The 20,345-nt window shown below is 39.0% G+C and carries 21 protein-coding genes, 1 tRNA gene and 1 rRNA gene; 5 read left to right on the top strand and 18 right to left on the bottom strand.

Annotated features, from left to right (window positions below; translation table 11 throughout):
• Positions 1-85: 85 nt before the first annotated feature.
• From BQ5338_RS00135 to BQ5338_RS00120, 4 genes are read right to left on the bottom strand one after another with little or no spacing between them, the layout of a single operon-like run.
• Entirely contained in the window at positions 86-2,401 is a 2,316-nt protein-coding gene (locus BQ5338_RS00135; protein WP_071144808.1) for an ATP-binding response regulator, read from the bottom strand.
• Positions 2,382-3,731 carry an MATE family efflux transporter gene (locus BQ5338_RS00130; RefSeq protein ID WP_071144807.1) on the bottom strand — a complete coding sequence of 450 codons (1,350 nt, stop codon included), beginning with the start codon at positions 3,729-3,731 and terminating at the stop codon, positions 2,382-2,384. The genes BQ5338_RS00135 and BQ5338_RS00130 overlap by 20 nt, the downstream gene beginning before the upstream one ends.
• Before the next feature lie 9 nt (positions 3,732-3,740).
• Positions 3,741-4,979, bottom strand: coding sequence for a M16 family metallopeptidase (locus BQ5338_RS00125; RefSeq protein WP_071144806.1), 1,239 nt, complete (start codon positions 4,977-4,979; stop codon positions 3,741-3,743).
• 1 nt (position 4,980) lies between these two features.
• Positions 4,981-5,826 carry a peptidylprolyl isomerase gene (locus BQ5338_RS00120; RefSeq protein ID WP_071144805.1) on the bottom strand — a complete coding sequence of 282 codons (846 nt, stop codon included), beginning with the start codon at positions 5,824-5,826 and terminating at the stop codon, positions 4,981-4,983.
• A gap of 147 nt (positions 5,827-5,973) precedes the next feature.
• On the opposite strand from BQ5338_RS00120, the gene BQ5338_RS00115 reads away from it, so the two are divergent.
• The 3 genes from BQ5338_RS00115 to BQ5338_RS00105 all read left to right on the top strand — a co-directional run bounded on the left by BQ5338_RS00115 (position 5,974) and on the right by BQ5338_RS00105 (position 8,411).
• Entirely contained in the window at positions 5,974-7,311 is a 1,338-nt protein-coding gene (locus BQ5338_RS00115; RefSeq protein WP_071144804.1) for a sigma-54-dependent transcriptional regulator, read from the top strand.
• Positions 7,308-7,967 carry an HAD family hydrolase gene (locus BQ5338_RS00110; RefSeq protein WP_071144803.1) on the top strand — a complete coding sequence of 220 codons (660 nt, stop codon included), beginning with the start codon at positions 7,308-7,310 and terminating at the stop codon, positions 7,965-7,967. The genes BQ5338_RS00115 and BQ5338_RS00110 overlap by 4 nt, the downstream gene beginning before the upstream one ends.
• Before the next feature lie 234 nt (positions 7,968-8,201).
• Complete coding sequence (locus BQ5338_RS00105) at positions 8,202-8,411, top strand: hypothetical protein (protein WP_071144853.1); 210 nt, start codon at positions 8,202-8,204, stop codon at positions 8,409-8,411.
• A gap of 72 nt (positions 8,412-8,483) precedes the next feature.
• Here BQ5338_RS00105 and BQ5338_RS00100 read toward each other — a convergent pair whose 3' ends face one another.
• Genes BQ5338_RS00100 through BQ5338_RS00090 form a run of 3 tightly spaced genes read right to left on the bottom strand, consistent with a single transcriptional unit; the run spans position 8,484 to position 10,512 of the window.
• Positions 8,484-9,155 carry an RluA family pseudouridine synthase gene (locus BQ5338_RS00100; RefSeq protein WP_071144802.1) on the bottom strand — a complete coding sequence of 224 codons (672 nt, stop codon included), beginning with the start codon at positions 9,153-9,155 and terminating at the stop codon, positions 8,484-8,486.
• A 3-nt stretch (positions 9,156-9,158) separates the two neighbouring features.
• Complete coding sequence (gene fabG, locus BQ5338_RS00095) at positions 9,159-9,905, bottom strand: 3-oxoacyl-[acyl-carrier-protein] reductase (protein WP_071144801.1); 747 nt, start codon at positions 9,903-9,905, stop codon at positions 9,159-9,161.
• A 10-nt stretch (positions 9,906-9,915) separates the two neighbouring features.
• A complete protein-coding gene (locus BQ5338_RS00090; protein ID WP_071144800.1) occupies positions 9,916-10,512 on the bottom strand; it encodes a TetR/AcrR family transcriptional regulator in 597 nt (198 codons plus the stop codon).
• 264 nt (positions 10,513-10,776) lie between these two features.
• On the opposite strand from BQ5338_RS00090, the gene BQ5338_RS00085 reads away from it, so the two are divergent.
• Positions 10,777-10,849: transfer RNA gene (locus tag BQ5338_RS00085), tRNA-Met, on the top strand.
• A gap of 128 nt (positions 10,850-10,977) precedes the next feature.
• Here BQ5338_RS00085 and BQ5338_RS00080 read toward each other — a convergent pair.
• The 10 genes from BQ5338_RS00080 to BQ5338_RS00035 form a co-directional block, all read right to left on the bottom strand.
• A complete protein-coding gene (locus tag BQ5338_RS00080) occupies positions 10,978-11,775 on the bottom strand; it encodes a hypothetical protein (protein WP_071144799.1) in 798 nt (265 codons plus the stop codon).
• Entirely contained in the window at positions 11,772-12,155 is a 384-nt protein-coding gene (locus tag BQ5338_RS00075) for a GntR family transcriptional regulator (RefSeq protein WP_071144798.1), read from the bottom strand. The genes BQ5338_RS00080 and BQ5338_RS00075 overlap by 4 nt, the downstream gene beginning before the upstream one ends.
• A gap of 2 nt (positions 12,156-12,157) precedes the next feature.
• Positions 12,158-12,991 (bottom strand): hypothetical protein, encoded by an 834-nt coding sequence (locus BQ5338_RS00070; RefSeq protein ID WP_071144797.1) that lies wholly within the window; start codon positions 12,989-12,991, stop codon positions 12,158-12,160.
• A 13-nt stretch (positions 12,992-13,004) separates the two neighbouring features.
• Positions 13,005-13,844: an ABC transporter ATP-binding protein gene (locus BQ5338_RS00065; protein ID WP_071144796.1), complete on the bottom strand. Its 840-nt coding sequence runs from the start codon at positions 13,842-13,844 to the stop codon at positions 13,005-13,007.
• A 294-nt stretch (positions 13,845-14,138) separates the two neighbouring features.
• Positions 14,139-15,566 (bottom strand): tetratricopeptide repeat protein, encoded by a 1,428-nt coding sequence (locus BQ5338_RS00060; RefSeq protein WP_071144795.1) that lies wholly within the window; start codon positions 15,564-15,566, stop codon positions 14,139-14,141.
• A 22-nt stretch (positions 15,567-15,588) separates the two neighbouring features.
• Positions 15,589-16,533, bottom strand: coding sequence for a PstS family phosphate ABC transporter substrate-binding protein (locus BQ5338_RS00055; RefSeq protein ID WP_071144794.1), 945 nt, complete (start codon positions 16,531-16,533; stop codon positions 15,589-15,591).
• Positions 16,533-17,345, bottom strand: coding sequence for an energy transducer TonB (locus BQ5338_RS00050; protein WP_071144793.1), 813 nt, complete (start codon positions 17,343-17,345; stop codon positions 16,533-16,535). The genes BQ5338_RS00055 and BQ5338_RS00050 overlap by 1 nt, the downstream gene beginning before the upstream one ends.
• Before the next feature lie 22 nt (positions 17,346-17,367).
• On the bottom strand, positions 17,368-18,024 hold the full coding sequence (locus BQ5338_RS00045) for an ExbD/TolR family protein (protein WP_071144792.1): 657 nt from the start codon (positions 18,022-18,024) through the stop codon (positions 17,368-17,370).
• 15 nt (positions 18,025-18,039) lie between these two features.
• On the bottom strand, positions 18,040-18,645 hold the full coding sequence (locus BQ5338_RS00040; RefSeq protein ID WP_071144791.1) for an ExbD/TolR family protein: 606 nt from the start codon (positions 18,643-18,645) through the stop codon (positions 18,040-18,042).
• A gap of 30 nt (positions 18,646-18,675) precedes the next feature.
• Positions 18,676-19,488 carry a MotA/TolQ/ExbB proton channel family protein gene (locus BQ5338_RS00035; protein ID WP_071144790.1) on the bottom strand — a complete coding sequence of 271 codons (813 nt, stop codon included), beginning with the start codon at positions 19,486-19,488 and terminating at the stop codon, positions 18,676-18,678.
• A 245-nt stretch (positions 19,489-19,733) separates the two neighbouring features.
• Here BQ5338_RS00035 and BQ5338_RS16610 point away from each other — a divergent pair, with 245 nt between their 5' ends.
• Entirely contained in the window at positions 19,734-19,913 is a 180-nt protein-coding gene (locus tag BQ5338_RS16610) for a hypothetical protein (RefSeq protein WP_139265136.1), read from the top strand.
• A 326-nt stretch (positions 19,914-20,239) separates the two neighbouring features.
• Here BQ5338_RS16610 and rrf read toward each other — a convergent pair.
• Positions 20,240-20,345, bottom strand: a 5S ribosomal RNA gene (rrf, locus tag BQ5338_RS00025); the annotation flags it as partial.

The raw sequence follows: 20,345 nt of genomic DNA, 5'->3' as shown, positions 1-20,345 counted from the left end.
AAATTTAGACAGTGCAAATATCGGACTTTTTTAATAATTGTCACGCTATTTAGTTAGAAAAGAAGTATTATGAGTAACGGTATCTCTATGGCTTATTAAAAAGTATTGCCTGCTCAATGGCGATGTCTATCAACTTTAACGTTGATAATACTTTCTCCTCCATTTTTTTAGAGAAAACGGTAGCTCCTCGCTTGCCTTCAAGCCACGAAAGCAGGGAGACTGTTTCTGTCGCACCTAGAAGAGTAAATAATGGAAGCATCTTGTGAGCCATGGAAGAGATAGCAACAACATCTCTTGCCTGCAATGCAGCATCCATTGTGGCAGCATTCTTACTTGTTTCAGCAATAAAACTTTCGATAATATTATGCGCAGCCTCTTTATCATCTTCGGAGAAAATCAGAAGTGAAGAGAAATTGAGTGCAGAAGAGGTCTCCACGTGAGGGGCGGTACGGGATGATGGCATTGCTTCCACTACAACTTCATCGCAATTAATGGCTTGCAGCAACTCTTGAATGGAAAAAGGTTTGTGTAAGCATCTTGCAAAGCCATGATCTCTAAAATAGGCTTCATTCATCTCGCTTCGGGCCGTGACAGCAATCATCGGAATAGTTCTAGCCTGTGGAATGTTGGATGCGCGAAGGAGCCTCAACAAATCAAACCCATTAATAGAAGGCATTTGCACATCCGTTAGCAGAAAATCAAACGATTCACTACGAAGATGTTCCGTCAGTTCCTCCGGTTGCTCGCAAGAAGTCACTGAAATTCCGTACTGACCTAGCATAGCAGTGGTGAGTGCTAGTTGAATTTTATCATCATCAATCAACAAGATCTTCAGGCCGGACTTTGTCGAAAAAACTTTTCCTTGGTTCAAAACCTCTTCCTCAAGTTTTGCTTTATCTTCATTTTTCACTCCTCCCACCGGAAATAGAGGCAAAGTCACCACAAAAGAGCTGCCTTTGCCTTTGGTACTGTCTACGTTGATATGTCCTTCTAATAAATGCACCAACTTGTGTACGATGGAGAGTCCCAGGCCAAATCCTTCTTCACCCTGAGCCCCCGGAAGGCGAGTAAACTCCTGAAAAATCCGTTCTTTATCTTCTTCAGCCATCCCCTTTCCTGTGTCCGAGACAGTAATGCGCAACATCGATTTCTCATAGCTTACCAGCAAACTGACGCTGCCTGTTGCAGTAAACTTCACAGCATTGGATAATAAATTATTTACTATCTGGCGAATTCGAATGGGATCACTCGCAAAATGTTCATTCAGTTCATCCGCTACCTCATACTGCAAAGCCAAACCTTTTGCTTCAGCCAAAGGTTGAAAACTTATTTTAATCTCATCAAATAGTTGCGCCGGAATAAATGTAATGCGGTTTACTTCTGCCTTATTCAGATCGAGACGATGAAAATCGAGCAAGTCATTCACCAGCCTCAATAAATGGCCTGACGAACTATTCATATTATCAAGATAAAACTTTTGCCGTTCATCGGCTACGAGCCGAGAGAGTAAATCGGTATAGCCCATAATAGAACCTAGAGGAGCTTTAAAGTCGTGCGTAATGGTGAGCATTAACTTTTCACGAGCCTCGAGCAGTTCCGCTGCCCGCCGGTTTGCTTTCTCCAGTTCTTTACGATAACGATTACTTCGAGCAATGTCTCGCCAAATCAATATAAGGAAAACGGCAGAAAGTAAAACAGCTCCTACCGCAATAGCTCCAATCGTTTTCATGGAACGCTGACTCACTTTCTGTTCAAGCTGCGCTTTTTTCATCACTCGCACAGTTGCTTCTGCATCATAACTCCTGATTAAGCTGTCAATGCGCATAGTCAAATGATTGTCCGCCTGATGAAGTAACTTGGTGTTGAGCTTATTAGCCTTGTGTGTTTTCTCTTTCTGCAGAGCGATCTTTCGTATCTTATGATGAAGAAAATCTGCCGGGTTATACTCTTGCAAAACGGTATCTGTACTAAATTCCAACGAAGTATTTAGCAATAAAGCTGTATCTTTAGATGGAGCAAAGACTTCGGCAATACGCTTAAAGAATCCTCTCTTTTTAGCAGGGGTTATTACTGAATCACGCTTCGTGATGATTCGATGCTGCACACGTTGGCGATTGATCGTTGAATCTTGTTCGGAAATTATTTTATCGAGTTCTTGGGTAGACAGCAAACTATTATTGACTGTGTTCAATACTCGCAACATGGCTACTGTATTCTCATCTTTTTCGCGCAGTAATATAAGCAAGCTGTCAGCTTTTGAGTCCAGATCCGTGTCCGACACTGAAAGCCCCTTCATCTCACTATAAATAAATATGAGTGAAAAGAAAAGTACTGCCAGCAGCAGCAGATAGCCAACGGCTATTTTCCATTTAGTCAATATTTCATTCTTTACGCTTTGCATGAATTTTGAATCTAAGCCAAAACATTATCCCGGCACTGGTAAGACCGAAAGGCAAAGCCATCCAAACGCCCATCGCTCCCCAATGAAGTACGAAGCCGAAAAAATAGCCTGCTGGCAAAGATATAATAAAATAGGAGACAAAAGCAATCCACATCATCGGTTTAACGTCCGAGATGCCTCGAAGAGCATTGGCAAAGGTAATCTGAAGACCATCGCCGAATTGATAGAGTAGCATTGGCAACATTAATGATACGACAATAGCCGACACTTCTTTACTATCAGTAAACCATCCGCCCATCTGATTCCTAAAGAGGAAAAGGATAACGGAGAGAACAAAAGCCATAATCAGAATGATGCGCAAACCTGCATAGGCTGCCTTACGAACATTTACCCAATCGTTTTGTCCACGAAAATGACTTACTCGAACTGCAACAGCGGCACCCATACCATAATACATCAAAAAAGCAAAGGTGGAAATAGTGCACATTATCTGATGCGCAGCCAGAGCATAAGTTCCTATCCACCCAATCATAATGGCACTCAGATTAAAGGAAGCTGTCTCCATGCCCATCTGTAATCCGATAGGCCAGCCCAAAGCATTCAAACGACGAAAATTAGCTCGAAGGATACCAAGTCTGAGAAAGCCTGCTCTATAAGACATAAAGCGATTGGTCCGAAAAAAGATCCATATAAATACCAGAAGCATTGCAATACGTGAGACCAAGGTACTGATGCCGGCACCAAGCAATCCAAGTTCGGGCGCACCCCACTTTCCGTAAATCAAGAAATAATTGCCGATAATATTCATTAGGTTACCACCCAGCAATACCCACATAGCAGTTTTCGTGTCTGTTATTCCATCGGCAAACTGCTTGAAAGCATTGAAGAGCATAATAAAGACCATCGACATGAGCAACACTACATAATAGGGTTTTATCAATGGCAACAGCTCTTGCGGCTGCCCGAGATGTTCTATATTCAGGTAAAGAATATAAAGGATCAACGTAACTAATAATCCTACTAAAAAGTTAGCCAGTAAACTAGCCTTTAAGGCTCGCCCCGCAGCTGCAAATTGACGTGTTCCGTACAATTCACCAACAACAGGGGTTAGCCCATAAGAAAAGCCCGTGCTAAAAATGATTCCAAGATTAAACACATTATTGACAAACGAGGAAGCACCCAGTTCAAGCGTGCTATGATGACCAATCATCAACGTGTCAGCAAAGCTAAGAAGAATGACCCCTAGTTGTCCAACAACAATAGGTATCCCTAAGAATAACAATGCTTTGTAGTGACCTCTTTCTTTTAGCTGGTGACTCGTCTCATCCATGATCTCGTTTTATCCTATTTTATTATAATGAAGTACCGAACAATTTTCGCGACGAAAAGCATTCCGGGCTACAACAGCCAACTGTTCTGATGTAACAGACCTGTATCTCTCTACTTCCTTTTCCATATCTTCGGCACAACTCAGCATTTCAAACCAAGCTAGATTCGTTGCAACATTCAGATAATTAATATTGCCGAATATCTGAGTCGATTCAAATTTGTTTTTGACCTTCTCCAACTCTTCTATCTCTACTTGTTCTATCTTAAGGCGTTCCAGTTCTTCCCAAACAGCAGCTTCAGCTTGTTCCAACGAAACACCGGCTGCCGGCTTGCCACTAAGATGGAACAAACCTGCGTCCACACTTCCTTCAATATAAGCATCAATGCTCGAAAAGATTTTCTTGTCGTGCACAAGGTTACGATTGAGCCGACTAGAGCGCCCGTTACTAAGCACATCCGATAGAATATCGTAAACATAATAATCAGGATGCAAGCGGTCGGGCATGTGAAATGCCATAAAGAGAGAGTCAAGCGGCACATTACGCTCTACCACCAATCGCCTTTCTTCAGTCTGAATTGGTTCAACCGGCAACTTCCTTTCACGCAGTTCTCTGCGAGGAATAGGTGCAAACCACTTATCGCTCAGACGCATCGTTTCTTCAAAAGAAATATTTCCGGTCACAGCCAGCACAGCATTGTTCGGTGCATAAAAACTGAAAAAGAAACTTTTCACTTCATCCAATGTAGCGTTGGCCACATGCTCGGGCACTTTGCCGATAGTAGGCCACTGATAAGGATGAACTTTGTAAGCCAAGGGTCTAAGCAGGTGGCTGACATCTCCATAAGGCTGATTCAGACAACGCTGTTTGAACTCTTCTATCACCACACCCCGTTGCACTTCCAAACTCTTTGAGTTAAAATCGAGGCTAAGCATGCGATCGGATTCCAACCAAAAGCCTATTTCAGCGTTTTGTTTAGGAACCGTAAGATAATAGTTCGTTATATCATTGTTAGTCCAGGCATTATTATCTCCACCAGCTAACTGCAAAGGAGCATCAAAGTCGGCAATATTCACTGATCCGCCAAACATCAAATGCTCAAATAGATGCGCAAACCCAGTATGTTCTGAGTCTTCATCTTTCGCTCCCACATTATAAAGAATGTTGAGGGCAACCATCTGAGTGCTCGTATCTTGCGAATGCACCAACTTCAATCCATTCGAGAAGACATGTTTGTTTATCGTCAACATATTAATCGATAACAGAAACCTTGATTATCTTCACGTCATCTACCGGACGATCGCTACGGTCTGTTTTCACTTGTTGAATCTTGTCAACCACATCCATGCCTTCAACCACTTCGCCAAAAACAGTATATTGATTATCCAGATGAGGTGTTCCGCCCACAGTTGTATAAGCTTTTACTTGCTCAGGAGTGAAATGAAAATCGGGTTGTTTAGCTGCTTCAGCCTCAGCCTGTGCATAGATCTTCTCTTGCAATTGATAAAGACCTTCCTGATCATTGGCTTTACGCATCTTATAGATCTCCTTCATTTGTTTTTGTGCCAAAGCATTGAAGATAGAAGTAAGTTTACCCTCATTCATCTTCTGCTCCATGCCAAGAAGAGTAGAGTCACTGTACACTTTACCGGTAACAATATAGAATTGGCAACCAGATGATTCTTTCTTCGGATTCACATCATCGCCTTGACGAGCAGCCGAGAGCACACCTTTTTTATGGAAATATTTTGGGTAAACAAACTCAGCAGGAATCGTATAGCCCACATCACCCGATCCAAGCATTTTTCCTTTAGGTGCGTCTTTTGAATCCGGATCTCCAGCTTGAATCATGAAGTCCTTGATGACCCGGTGGAACAACGTTCCTTCGTATGTAGACTCTTTGGCTAACTTGATGAAATTATCTCTGTGCTTGGGCGTTTCATCATATAACTTCACGATAATATCACCCATGCTTGTCTCAATCTTTAACATAGTTCCTTGTTTATTTTCCATCTTTCCATCTTTCTTTTGTCCTGAACGGCATGCTGTAAAACTGCCTATCAGTATAATTAATAGTAATACTAAATTCTTTTTCATAACATAGCAAAATTTTAAACTGATGCAAAAGTACAACTTTAGTACGCTTTGTACCAACAAAACTTCTTAATAATAGCTATCTGGCATACAAGTTAGCCTAAAACCGTTTAACTTTGTGATTCCATCAAATGCATCAAAAGTAACAAAATGACAAAAGCCATATTAATCATTGAAGATGACATCACATTCGGAATGATGCTAAAAACCTGGCTGGAGAAAAAAGGATTTCAGGTATCTTCCGTTAGCAACATTGCTCGTGCACAGAAGCAGATAGATACGCAAAACGTGGATCTAATCTTATCCGATCTTCGTCTGCCCGATCATGATGGGATCCACTTGCTACAATGGATGATAGAAAAGAAAATAAAAACTCCGCTCATCATTATGACCGGATATGCCGATATACAATCGGCCGTGCAGGCCATTAAACTTGGCGCGAAAGACTACATTGCCAAGCCTGTTAATCCGGAAGAACTTCTCAGAAAAATCAATGAGGCTTTACTCGATAAAAAGGCGCCGAAAGAACAGTCACCTACTTCACCATCCGATACAAAGAACAAGCAGAACTTTCTTGAAGGGGAGAGCGATGCAGCTAAACAATTGTATAATTATGTAGGCCTAGTGGCTCCAACCAATATGTCCGTGCTCATCATAGGTGCCAGCGGCACAGGAAAAGAATATGTAGCACAGCGCATTCATCAGCTAAGTAAACGCAATCAAGGCCCTTTTATTGCTATTGATTGCGGCGCTATACCCAAAGAATTGGCTGCATCCGAGTTCTTTGGCCATATAAAGGGTTCCTTTACCGGAGCTATAGCCGACAAAGATGGAGCGTTTGTTGCGGCCAATGGCGGAACACTGTTCCTTGATGAAATAGGTAACCTCAGTTATGAAACGCAAGTGCAATTGCTTCGTGCCTTACAGGAACGAAAAATACGCCCAATGGGGTCTAATGAAGAAATAACCGTAGACATACGCTTGGTAGCTGCTACAAACGAGAATCTTGAAGAAGCTATTGAGACAGGAAACTTTCGAGAAGACCTTTTTCACCGAATAAATGAGTTTACACTACGTATCCCTAATCTAAAGGATCGCAAAGAAGATATCCTTCTATTTGCCAATTTCTTCCTAGACCGTGCCAACAAGGAGTTGAATAAGCAACTTATCGGATTCGATGCCAAAGCCTCTTCGACATTACAAGATTATCACTGGCCGGGAAACCTGAGACAGATGAAGAATGTAATCAAACGCGCGACTCTACTTGCACAAGGAAACTTCATCACTCCTGCGGAACTAGCTAGCGAACTTTCGGAGACTTCAACATCTGCTCCTACGCTTTCTCTCCACAATGAGGAAAATGAAAAAGAACGAATACTTGAAGCCCTAAGGCAAAGTAGTAACAATAAAAGTAAAGCGGCGCAGATGCTCGGAGTTGACCGTAAAACGTTATATAATAAACTGAAACTATACGATATCAAATTATGAACTTCACCGACAGAAAGTATGTATTGATGGATTTGGATGGAACAATTACCGATCCTGCCATAGGAATCACTAAATCGGTGCAATACGCACTGAGCCATTTCGGTATTTTTGTTGAGGACAGAACCCTACTCTATCCATTCATCGGGCCTCCTCTAAAAGAATCATTCATGGAATATTACCACCTTACAGAAGAGCAAGCGACTATTGCCATCAATAAGTACAGAGAGTACTTTGCCGATAAAGGTATTTATGAGAATGAGGTATATGATGGAATGAAGATGTTTCTACAAACATGCTGCGAACAAGGGAAAATATTGCTCGTGGCTACTTCTAAGCCCACTCCTTTTGCCGAGAAAATTCTGGAACATTTCCACCTCAGACACTATTTTAAGGCAGTGTATGGCAGCAATCTAGATGGCACCTGTTCGGCAAAAGAAGAAGTTATTCGATATGCCCTTTCCTCTCAACAGATTAAGGACATGAGCAAGGCGGTAATGATTGGAGACCGTAAACATGATATAGAAGGGGCAAAAAAAAATGAGCTAAACTCCATAGGAGTGCTTTATGGCTATGGAAGCCGCGAAGAATTAGCAAAAGCAGGTGCAGATAGCATCGTAAACGATATAGCAACATTACAGCAAAGAATAGTAGGCTAAACGTTCTAACCACTGCAGAGTGTAGAATAGTTCTACACTATCGCCACAACTTCTACACTTTTACACAGACTTTAAAAAGGCCTATACTAGCATAGAACACTGATAATCAAATCATTAAATATAGAATAGCTTTCTGGCATGCCGTTTGCACATAGTTATACATCAATGGTTCCGCAACAAGAACTAAAGTCGATTTCAACAACTATAGTATAAACAGTTTAAAAGCAAATGATTATGAAAAAGTTAGTATTAGCCATGATGGTATTTCTTTGTGGTAGTTCATTTTTTGCACTCGCACAAGATCCAGTAAAAAAGCCTCAGACTCCAACAGAACAGAAAGATTCTACAAAGGCTGAGCCTGTGAAAGAAGAATCTCAACCGGTAGAACCGGGTACAGAGACTCCGGATTCCACAAAGATACCCACTCAGTTTGCCGAACAATAGTAAGCATACTTATTGAATAAAAAGACCGTTCCTCCTTTTGTCTATTCAGGGAACGGTCTTTTTTATGTAAAGTTACAGCATATCGAATCCAGCCCATAAATTTCCATCAGGCACAGGAGCAGTCAGTACAATCTCCTCTTTAGAAACTGGATGGAGAAAGCGAATATGACGGGCATGAAGACAAATACTTCCATCAGGATTAGAGCGAGGAGAGCCGTATTTCAAATCACCTTTAATGGAACAGCCCATTTTTGCAAGCTGACAACGTATCTGGTGATGTCTTCCTGTTTTCAAATCAACCTCAAGCAAGTGGTAATTCTGAGAATGCCCGATAAGCTTATAATGAAGAATCGCTTTTTTTGAATTTGGCACTTCTTTATCATAAGCATAACTCTTGTTTTGCTTTTCATTGCGGAGCAGATAATGTACCAGCTCACCCTCCGGCATCTTCGGACATTCCTTAACCACCGCCCAATAAGTCTTCTTCACCTCGCTATTCTTAAACATTTCGTTCAGACGAGAAAGAGCTTTGCTGGTTTTTGCAAAAACAACAAGACCGCTCACCGGACGATCCAAGCGATGAGTAACACCGACAAAAACATTCCCGGGCTTCTGATACTTGTCTTTCAAATACTGCTTGACAATTTCTGAAAGTGGAGTATCACCCGTCTTGTCTCCCTGAACGATCTCGGAGCTAGTCTTATTGACTACAATAATATGATTATCTTCGTAAACAACAGTCATGTATTACATATTCATACCACCACAGCAGTGAATAACCTGTCCGGTAACATAAGAAGATAAATCAGATGCCAGAAAAGTAGCAACGTTAGCCACGTCTTCAGGCGTACCACCACGGCGCAAAGGAATCTGCTTTGCCCATTCAGCTTTCACCTCTTCAGAAAGAACAGCCGTCATCTCAGTGATGATGAAGCCCGGAGCAATTGCATTGGCGCGAATATCACGAGGCCCGAGTTCTTTAGCGATAGATTTAGCCAAAGCAATCATACCCGCCTTAGAAGCAGAGTAATTAGCTTGTCCCGCATTGCCGGAAACCCCGACTACAGAAGCCATATTAATAATGCTACCTGACTTTTGTTTATTCATTATTGGTTGAACAGCTTTGATGAAGTTGAACGCAGACTTTAGATTTACATTAATAACCAAATCCCACTGTTCCTCAGTCATTCGTTTGAACGAAGCATCACGAGTAATGCCGGCATTGTTTACCAATACGTCTACCCGGCCAAAGTCTTTCACTATTTCGTCAACGACTGCCATCGTATCTGCATAGTTTGCAGCATTTGAAGCATATCCTTTTACTTTCACCCCTAAAGCTTCAATTTCCTTTTCTGTATTATGTGCATTTTCGTCTATTGCCAGATCGGTAAATGCAATATCAGCTCCTTCAGAAGCGAATTTTAACGCAATAGCCTTACCAATGCCGCGTGCAGCACCAGTCACAATGGCTGTTTTTCCACTTAATAATCCCATACTAAATTTCTTATTTATTACTATCAGTTCTACGTAGTGCACCAAACACAATATTGGCCACATATTTCTTGCGTGTAATCACATCCAGATTAGATCCAACATTACCGCGAATATAAGGTACTTCAATACCTTTGACACAATAATGAATTACTATGGCTGTCATTTCCACACTATCAATTACAAATACCCCTTTGTCTTTTCCTTCTTGCAATACTGCTCTAAATAGTTGAATCTCTTTTGCGTCAAATCTTTTACGCACTTTTTCAACCTTCCATATATCACGAAAGAAGTTTGCCCGAAGTGTTCCGTTCCTATAAACAACCTCTTTCACTGCCTCTAGACGGGTATAAATCATTTCTATAATCTTTTCATCTGGCGAAACATGCTTTTCGGCAACTTGCTTCATCATATCCGAAAGAATTTCTAATTCGGATTCGACCACAGCCAGATAAATATCCTCTTTGCTCTTAAAATAAGTATAAAGAGTCCTTCTCCCTTTTTTAGAAGCAATCGCAATGTCATTCATAGTGGTATTCTCCACTCCCATCTTCGCAAAGAGCTGACGGGCAACGTCTACTAATTTAGCCCTGGTTTTTGATACTGTCATAGATAAATTGCACATTGCTGAATTATTTGAGCAAAAGTAATCGTTTTACTTATATCACACAAGAAAAAAAGCAGATTATTCACCACTCTACGATGCAACAGAATGATTACGAATACTATTCAATCAAGATTCATCGAAAAAAGATAACTAGCTACACACCTAATTATCAAGTAATTGTGGATATATGAAGAAAATATATAGAAAAAAAGCAAAGAAATATTTGTTTATTAGTTCAGAAACTGTACCTTTGCACTCAGAAAATATCGCGGAGTGGAGCAGTTGGTAGCTCGTTGGGCTCATAACCCAAAGGTCGTCTGTTCGAGTCAGGCCTCCGCAACTAAGAAGAGTGGATTAAGAAGCTAATTTAGTAACTTAATCCACTCTTCATTTATAAATAGCCGACCTAAGAAATTCTAATAAATTTCTTAGGTCGGCTATTATTTACGAGGATTAATGAAGGAATCCTTAGAGAAATGAAACACTTGTTTCTCCATCCAAAACAACTGATAATTTCGCCTCAATTGTCTTTGGCTGCCACACAATCTTGTTACACTCCCCTTTTGCCCAAGTATGCGCACTTTCACTTCTTTCTCCTGAGATATATTCGGTAACAATATGGCTATTCTCAATCGTCCAATTCAAATCATCCGCCTTCATATATAAATTAGAAATATTACTTTTTCTAATTTTCAATTTTGTATATGAATAGTATGCTCCGGAAAATGCAACTGAACGAAAAGAACATGAATCAGCAGACATGTGCCCTCGGAAACTAAAAGACATTGTATCTCGCTTCAACCCCAAAACCTTCAAATTCAAGCCATCCACACTGCTCGATATAATTTTCAAAGTGGAGTCCGCCGCTACACGAAAGTTTATGCCTCTAGGAAAGAAAACGTCCTTATTAACAAGCTCTTTAGGCAAAACATCCTTCGAAAAATTTATATTGAGAGTTAACGTATCACCGCTTGTTGTTGCTGTCATGTATTTGCTTAAGTCCTTCGAGTAATATAAGCTATTCTCATCTGTTGCCAGAGGCGAAACAACTTGCACTGTGCCATCCATAAAGCCTCTCTGATTTTCATCTGTCCTTAATATACGAAGAACCCGTATGCCTGAGATATTCTTCTCTGTCAGTACTTTCGAAAACCTTAATTCAGAATAGTTCCAATACCCTCCCGACCAAGAGTAGTAAATAGCTGCGAGCATCACTATCATAAAAAAGAAAAGTGTCCCAATAATAATATAAGTAGTACGTTTCATAATTCGTTCTTTCTATGTTGTTTCTTAATAAATTCACCAAACATCCCTCCTATTTCATCTATAGAGATATCAAGCATATAGAGTTGTTTAAAGAAATAGGCAATTTCTTCTTTCAGAAATGCATCTCGACGTAATGAAAGGATCAGTTCTCTCGCACCTGGAGCTACGAAATAACCAATGCCACGTTTATTATAGATGATGCATTGAATTTGGAGATAGTCAAATGAACGCATAACTGTATTGGCATTTACCTCTACAATAGCCGCATACTCGCGCACTGAAGGGATACGTTCCTCTTCCTTATATTGCAACAAAAGTATTTCATCACAGATTCGTTCTGCTATTTGCAAATAAATTGCTTTACTTTCTTTAAAGTTCATGATCAAATTCTATTAATAATTTCAGCTTCTTTGAAACGAAAATAAGCGAGCGTCCAGTTAAACAAAGCTAAACAAGCCAAGCAAATTGAAGCAATTGGAGCAATTCTTTCCTCTGATAAATCCAGAGCAGCATTAGAAAGATGCGAATCTCCCAGAAGCAGCATAGTTAAACCGACACCTACTAAAGAATATGTAATAACCAAAAAAATACCGGCTACAAAAGTTTTCAAGAAAGCATTCTTAGGCCATATAGAGCTTCCCAAAACAAAACACGATTGAAAAAACAGATATCCGGATATCAATAGAAAAAGTGATCTTGTTGAATTGCAAAGGCTCAAATTAGAATTATTATCAACAAGCACATACTTCAGTTCTGTAGCCTTAATTGTATCAATTTCAGGAAATGAAAGCATGCAAATAAGCACTCTTGTATAATCAGCTAACAGAAATGTAATTAAGAAAACGAGCATAAAGACAACAGTAAACACAACCCATCTAGAGAAGAATTTCTCAAACGAAGTAGCCGGAGTCATTAAAGCAGATAAGCGACTCGTTTTTGTTTTCATTTTTTCCATTATAAACGATGCACTTAAGCAACCAAATATAAAGCCAAACCAGACAAAGGCAATTAGCGAAGAAGTCTGAATTTCACGAGCTTCCGCCTGAGGAGAAGTCGAAGACGAAGAGTAGGTCATGAAACCAATGAACAAAAGGATGATTGTTATAGCTCCATACATCAGCGCAATGCGCAATACATTGACTTTCCAACTTTCAACCATTTCTTTTCGGCAAAGCGTCTTAAAACGGTACATATTAAAAAAAGTATCTTTTAACATAATCTATTTTCAATTATTTATGAAACAATCCGGTTATTACATCAGTGGAAGCCAAAGTAGCATTAAATAGTAGCTCAAGGTTAATCTCAGATTCCGTTCCATTCATATTCGGTAAAATCATACTATTACCCTGAATTGTAGGAGAAGCATATATCGCTTGTTCTGCTAATTCACGATTATCATTCTCCTGAAACAATAGGTTTCGAGAGATATCCATCATGGATGCATTCAATAATATGCGGGTATTATCCATTATCAACACATGATCTAGCACCTTATCAACATCTCTAACTTGATGAGTTGAAATGAGGATTGTCTTTTCATCGGACATCCCGGAAGCAATAAATTTTCGGAATTGACTCTTCCCGGGAATATCTAATCCATTGGTCGGTTCGTCCATCACTAACAAAGAAGTATTGGTTGCCAAAGCAAAACTCATAAAGACTTTCTTTTTTTGACCCATAGATAGTGCAGCAAGATTAACATCCAAACTCATTTCGAAGCAATTCAAATACTTCACCATGTCTTCTTTACTAAAGAGCGGATAGAGAGGTCCATTTAATTCAATAAAACTAATTAAAGAAACAGATGGAAGTTCAAACTCTTCAGGTATTAAAAACATGTCTTGTAATGTAATCGGCAAACGTTTACGTACATTCGTTTTGTGAAATAGAACTTGCCCCCTCTTTGGTGTAAGCAAACCTGCCATCAGATATAAAAGAGTCGATTTTCCTACTCCATTTTTCCCTAGCAATCCGTAAACTTTTCCTTTTTCCAATCTCAGAGAAAAATCGCGAATAACCTCATGCTTTGATTTACGATAACAAAATGCAAGATTCTCAATTGTAACCATATTATTATAGATTTAAAAGTATACAGATGATAAAACAACCCGCCTGTTTGTGTATTAGAATACTAATACACTGCAAATATATACATACTGTTCAAATAATGCAATAAATAAGAGAAAAAATATTACCTGCTAGATATATATGAGAGAATTTAGTCACATTACAGACAAAAGCAATCATTAAGAAGGTTGAATAGAGACACCTCAAAAGGTGAAGTGGAGTAGAAAAAGGAACAAAACAAGATAAAAAAAGGAGTAAAGTTTCCTTTACTCCTCAACAACGATATACAATTAAAACTATTTAATACCTGCTAATGCCTTCTTCGCTGTAGCATTTTCAGGATCTATAGATAATATCTTATGCCAGTATTCCTTAGATTGAGGCATAAGATTCTGTAACAGATAATAATAGCCCAAATAGCTATAACACTCAATTATAACTGGGTTATAACGTGGATCATTCTTTGTTAGCAACATCGACACTACAGCCTCATAATAAGGTTTCGCCAATCCCTGAGTCGTTTCGGGATCCAAAGCAGAATTGGTACGTGCTCGCCAGAAAGAACCTAAATAACTATCCGGAGCTTTCTCTGCTATAACAGAGAAGACCGAATCTGCTTCAAGGAGAGAGGCCTTCTTTGCAGCCGGATCAATCAAAGGTGATGATGTTCCCTCAGCATAATACAGTTTTCCTAATCGAAACATTAAATCAGGCGTTTGTTTTTCAACCTCAAGCGAAGCAATATATTTTTTATAAGAATCAATTGCATCGACATAATTGTTCAAATTCTCATAAGCGTCCGATATCTCACCCCACAAATTTGTTTTCAAACTATCTAAATCAAGAGCCTTCTTATATTCGACTATTGCTTCATCATATTTCTTTGATGAACTTAGTAAATGACCGTAATACATATAATCTAGGTAAGAGAAATCCTGCTTATCAGAATTATGAAAGAAAGTATCGGCTGCTTTCAGACCCTCTTCGTAACGTTTAAGATCGGTATAATTGTACATCAACAAGCGATTAAAGGCAGCATGACGATTATTTCTTTGAGCACCCATTTGAGCTATTTCTAATGATTTAGCAAAATCATGATTCAAAAACAGAGCAAAAGCATACTTCATTAAATCGTCTTCTGTCACTTCTGAAGTATTCACAAAGTGAGCATACTCTTCAATGGCCTTATCAAAGTGGTTATTTCTATAATATACATCGGCCAATTCTTTATTAGCAGGAAGATAATCAGGAGCAAGTTCCTTCAATCGCAAAAGCATTTCTATGGCTTGCTCAGGACTTGCATCCCTATAAACCTGAGCGTATTTTAGATATGCCTCTTTGCAATTTGGATCAAAATAAATAGCTTGTTCGTAAAGTTGGCAAGCAGTACCGGCATCTTTGTTCAATACAGCAATATCTCCTTCCAATAAATAAATACCGGGATACTTATTATTCACTTTTTTTGCTTGTTGTAAATAAATATCTGCATCAGAATTTTTTCCTGCATCAAAATAGACACGAGCTACAGCAATTAATATCTCAGAGTCTTTCTTGTTTTTCCCCTTAAGTAATTGGTTTACCTCTTCTGAAGCTTGTTGGGTATTGGTTCCCACAAGTTCTTTTATTCGAGCTATTCGCTCTTGCCATTCAGTGTTGGCTGACTGAGCCAGAAGCGGACCAACAGCTACAAACATTACTAAAATCAACAGTTGAATTCGTTTCATTACAATCTATATTATTAAATTATTATTTGTCTTTGACATCTACTACACGCACAGGCTGAGTAGCCGGAACCAGCCCTGACTTTAGAATAATTCTTTGTCCTCTATCAGAAGTGAGGAACGAGGTAAAACCCCAAGGCAAAGCATTACGAGGATCATTGAGCAAAACATAAATGCTCCGCACCAACGGGTAATCACCATAAAACAAATAAGCTTGATATGGCTTATAACTATTGCTCGGTGTGGCTATATTTTCCGCACTTACAGCCATAACTCTAATTTCATTTCGAAAAGAAAGATTAGTAGTATCACTACGATTTCCTAACCAGTTAACACCAATTACACCAATAGCTTGAGGTGTACGAGCAACGTAGTTTATTACGTCCTGGTTATTTTTTAGAGCCTTTAAATCAGTAGATAAAGGTTTACCTTTACACAGCGAGTCAGCCGCAAAACGAACTGTACTCGAATTCTTATTATCAAAAACTAATTGAATGTCACCTAGTTGAGATTTAGGATATATCTCTATCCATTTCTTTATCTCACCAGTAAGTATTCTCTTTATGTCACGCACACTAATAATCGAATCAGAATTCTTCTGATTCACGATAAGCGCTAAGCCATCCGTAGCTAATTTAATTTCGCGAGGGAAAAATTTGCGACTATGGAATGAGTTCATTTCTTCTGAAGTAAGCGTACGCGTAGCAATAGCCACACGTACGCTATCCTTCAAAAGCAAATTAATTGCATTCACTTCAGTTGTATAACGAGGAACAATTCCCGCCAACGGATAAACTCCTTCAAACACATCTACTTCTTCCTGAACAATAGGTTGGAAACTCTCATCAGCAGCGATAGCTATTACCCCCGACGTATAAGTATCCGTCATTCCATCTTTAGGTTTTTGATTACAGGCAGAAAGTGTAGCCAAAGACAGCAAAACTATTAGCAAAAACTGTTTCATCATTATTATTGCAATCTAAATGTTATAGGCACTGTATATTTCACAGTCACAGGTTTACCGTTCTGTTTTCCGGGAATCCATCGAGGCATTGAACGAATAACGCGTATAGCTTCCTTGTCACAATAAGGATCAAGAGACTTAACAACTTGCACATCTCTTACTGTACCGTCTTTCCCAACAATGAATTGACAAATCACACGTCCTTGTGTACCATTCTCCTGAGCAATAGTCGGATATTTCAGGTTTTTCCCTATAAAAGAGAGCAATTCTGCTTGACCTCCGGGAAAAGTAGGCATTTGCTCTACCATATCAAAGACTTTGTCTTCTTCAACAGGAGCTTGCGTCACCACTTGTTTTAAGTCTGCAATATCCTTCCCATTTGCCTCATCATTTCCTTTCACATCAGCAATAGAGATAGAAACTTTCGTTTGGGTCAGCTCTTGCTGACTCTTGATCTCGTCATCTTCATTAACCTCAGAATCCTTTTTGATAACAGGAGCAGTAAACTTAATAGTGCTTTTCAATGCTGGAGGAGGAGGAGCTACAGGTTGAACTTTCTTCATCTCATCAGGGACCTCCGGTTCTTCCAATTGTGATAATGCAGTAACTTCGGTCATCACTTCTTTCTGCTTTGGAGTAGCCAATTTAATAAGTGTAGGTATACTAAAACCTACCAAAGCAATAACAAGGACAATCAGCATTGCCAAATTGTGACGTTTGGCAGACTCTCCACGCATCTTATATGCACCATAAGCCTTATTCTTGCCTTTAAAAATCAGCTCACACCACTCTAAAGATGTCAAATCTATTTTTGCCATTTATATATTTTTTAGGTGTTAATTACTGCTCGGCAATATCTTTGGAAAGGCCGCCTTGAGTTTCAAAATTCTTCAGTAAGAATTTATCCGCATCGACAATATCCACAATTACATATTTACCTATATTGCATATTTGCATTTCATCCAGAGCATCTATCAGATTCTTATACGTAGATTCGTCAGTCGCCTTGATTATAACAACAGGTGTGTCTTTCCCATTTTTAATTTCAGCAACCTGCTTATTATATTCATCTGCAGATATTTTCAGATTCAGCTTTTGCTGCTTCAAGTCATTTACTTTCAGAACAGCTTCTCTGTTACGTTTAAGAAGTAAAGCCCTCAAACCATCCGGTTTATAGGTCGTTTGTTTCAAAGAAGAATAATCTTTGTAGTCAGGTTCTCCTTCGTAATAATACAATTTATCTTCACTTCCCAACAGTAAAGTGATAGCTTGTGAAGCTTTTACTTTAGTTTGCTGTTCTTCTGTTATATCCTTATCGTTACTCGGCATACTTATTTCCATCGTCTGAGGTTTGCTCAACGAGGTACAAAGCATAAAGAAAGTGATAAGTAGCATGTTCATATCCACCATCGGCGTAAAATCCACACGAACGGTCATTTTCTTCTGCTTCCCTTTTCCACCTTTCTTATTGCCGCTTTCTTGTACTTCAGCACTCATAATTTATTCGTTTTATTAATTTTCAGAAGTCGTTCTCAGCGAAGTAATCAGGTTATAGCGGTTCTCCCTAAGATCCTGAAGTGAAGCCATCACATTCTTGATAATAGAATAAGGAGTAGACTGGTCAGCTTTAATTGCTATACGTAAGTCAGCATTTACAGCACGAGCATTTCTGACCCACGCCTTAAACTGGTTGTCAACACTATCACAAGGGATGCCTTCATTCTTTAGAACGGCATCTTGTTTATCAGTCGGTAGGTCCAAATAAGTTTTCATACTTTTGATAGGTACACCGAATGTAGCTGAAAGCATGAATTTTTTTATCTGTTCAGGAGTAAAAGTTACTCCATATTCTTTTCCCACACCCTCCAACGTTGCTCTCAAGTCAGACTGCTTATCCAAGCTCATAAAGACCTTTCCACTCGGATCGATCAATATCTGCAAGATATTAGTTTCCGGAATCTTAATTTCAGAAACAGATGCCGGAGTGGTAACCTCTACTGGTTCCTTTTTTACGAACGTAGACGTCAACATAAAAAAGGTTAATAGTAGTACGGTAACGTCACTCATTGCAGTCATATCAATGAATGTACTCTTTTTTTTGATTTTTGCTCTACCCATAATTATAAGCGTTTTATTTTTAACCTCTTATTATTTATGAGTTGCAGCAAAAGTTTGTACGATTGAAAATCCAACTTCATCAAGGCTATAAGTCAATTTGTCTATTTTATTAGTGTAGTAGTTATAAGAGATAACTGCTAAAGCACCTGTAAGGATACCAAAAGCAGTGTTGATCAATGCTTCTGAAATACCTTGAGAAAGAGCCATTGAATCGGCGTTTCCACCTGCTGCCAAAGCTGCAAAAGAACGAATCATACCAATTACAGTACCTAACAATCCCATCAAAGTACCCAATGTAGTAATAGTTCCGATTATAGGTAAGTTTTGTTCCATCATAGGCAATTCCAATGCAGTCGCTTCTTCAAGTTCCTTTTGGATCGCTAATACCTTTTGCTCTTTAGAGAGAGCCCCGTCATGCTGCATTTCATCATATTTCAAAAGAGTTGACGTAACAACATTTGCTACAGAGCCTTGTTGCTTGTCACAAATAGCTTGCGCTTTTTTAAGATCGCCAGCAGTTAAAGCTTCCTTGATGTTCTTAACAAACTTAGCCAATGATCCTTTACCAAAAGCAGTACGAAGAGCAAAATAGCGTTCAATACTCAATGCAAGAACTGTAAGCAACAAAGTCTGAATAATAGGAACGATAAAACCACCTTTGTAGATTGTTCCTAAGAAGTCTCCCGGAAGTGGATGATTATTAGGGTCATTGTTCATAAAGTGAGATGGGTCACCTAATAAGAATTTGTAGATACACACTGCAATTACGAAACAGCAGATTATCACCAATCCAGCTGATCTAATACCTGTAAACGAAAAAGACTTTTTTTGATTAGTTTCCATAATGTTTTTAAAAAAAATGTTATTTAATTAGAGTAAATACAGACATAGGAGGACTGAGAACTCATTAATTCATCAGTTCCCAATCGTATAAAACAGTATATAAAAGATTTTTCTAAATTTGAATGCGCTGCAAGGCAAGAATGTAAGAATCACAAGTCATCATACATGATAAGAAGTTATTGGAGTAAAGAGCCCTACGCCTGCCTAGAACGGACGAAGTATCCATATTAGAAAGATACTTAATAATGCTTTTAATCATAGCATTAGAAGAGTCTGATATTTTACGTAAACGGAAACCTATAGATAAAGAAATCGATTTTACAGATGGATTTAAGGCCAACACTGCATATAAAATAGAATTGTCTATGCTGCTATTGGAGGGCAACATCGAAACATGTTCATCCGAAGACTCAGACGAAGAATAGGAAGAATCTGAAATAAAGCATATAGAATTTGCTTTCATGCTTGAAGACAAAAGTAACAGCAGGAAAAACGCTACAAACTTCACCGACATATTCATTTTATTATTCATTATATTCTATTGATAGAAATCTGCGGCAAAAATAATAAGTAATTCAATACCATATTACTAATTCACATCTTTTAATCTCAATACAGCCAGATTATTTTCATATTTCCTATTACCGAAGACAAAGCATGACATTATCGTTTCTATTATTCTTTCAAGCTTTCAAATAGCTATAAACACAAAAGCCCCCGTAGATATTTGTATCCACGGGGGCTTTCTTCAAAACGGCGACTACCTACTCTCCCACTGTTACGCAGTACCATCGGCGTGATCAGGCTTAACTTCTCTGTTCGGAATGGGAAGAGGTGGAACCCTGATGCTATAGTCA

Origin of the sequence: Bacteroides ihuae, from assembly GCF_900104585.1 — a bacterium.
Classification (GTDB): Bacteria; Bacteroidota; Bacteroidia; order Bacteroidales; family Bacteroidaceae; genus Bacteroides; species Bacteroides ihuae.
Note: the sequence above shows the minus strand (reverse complement) of the source record. Positions and strands in the feature narration are given on the sequence as shown.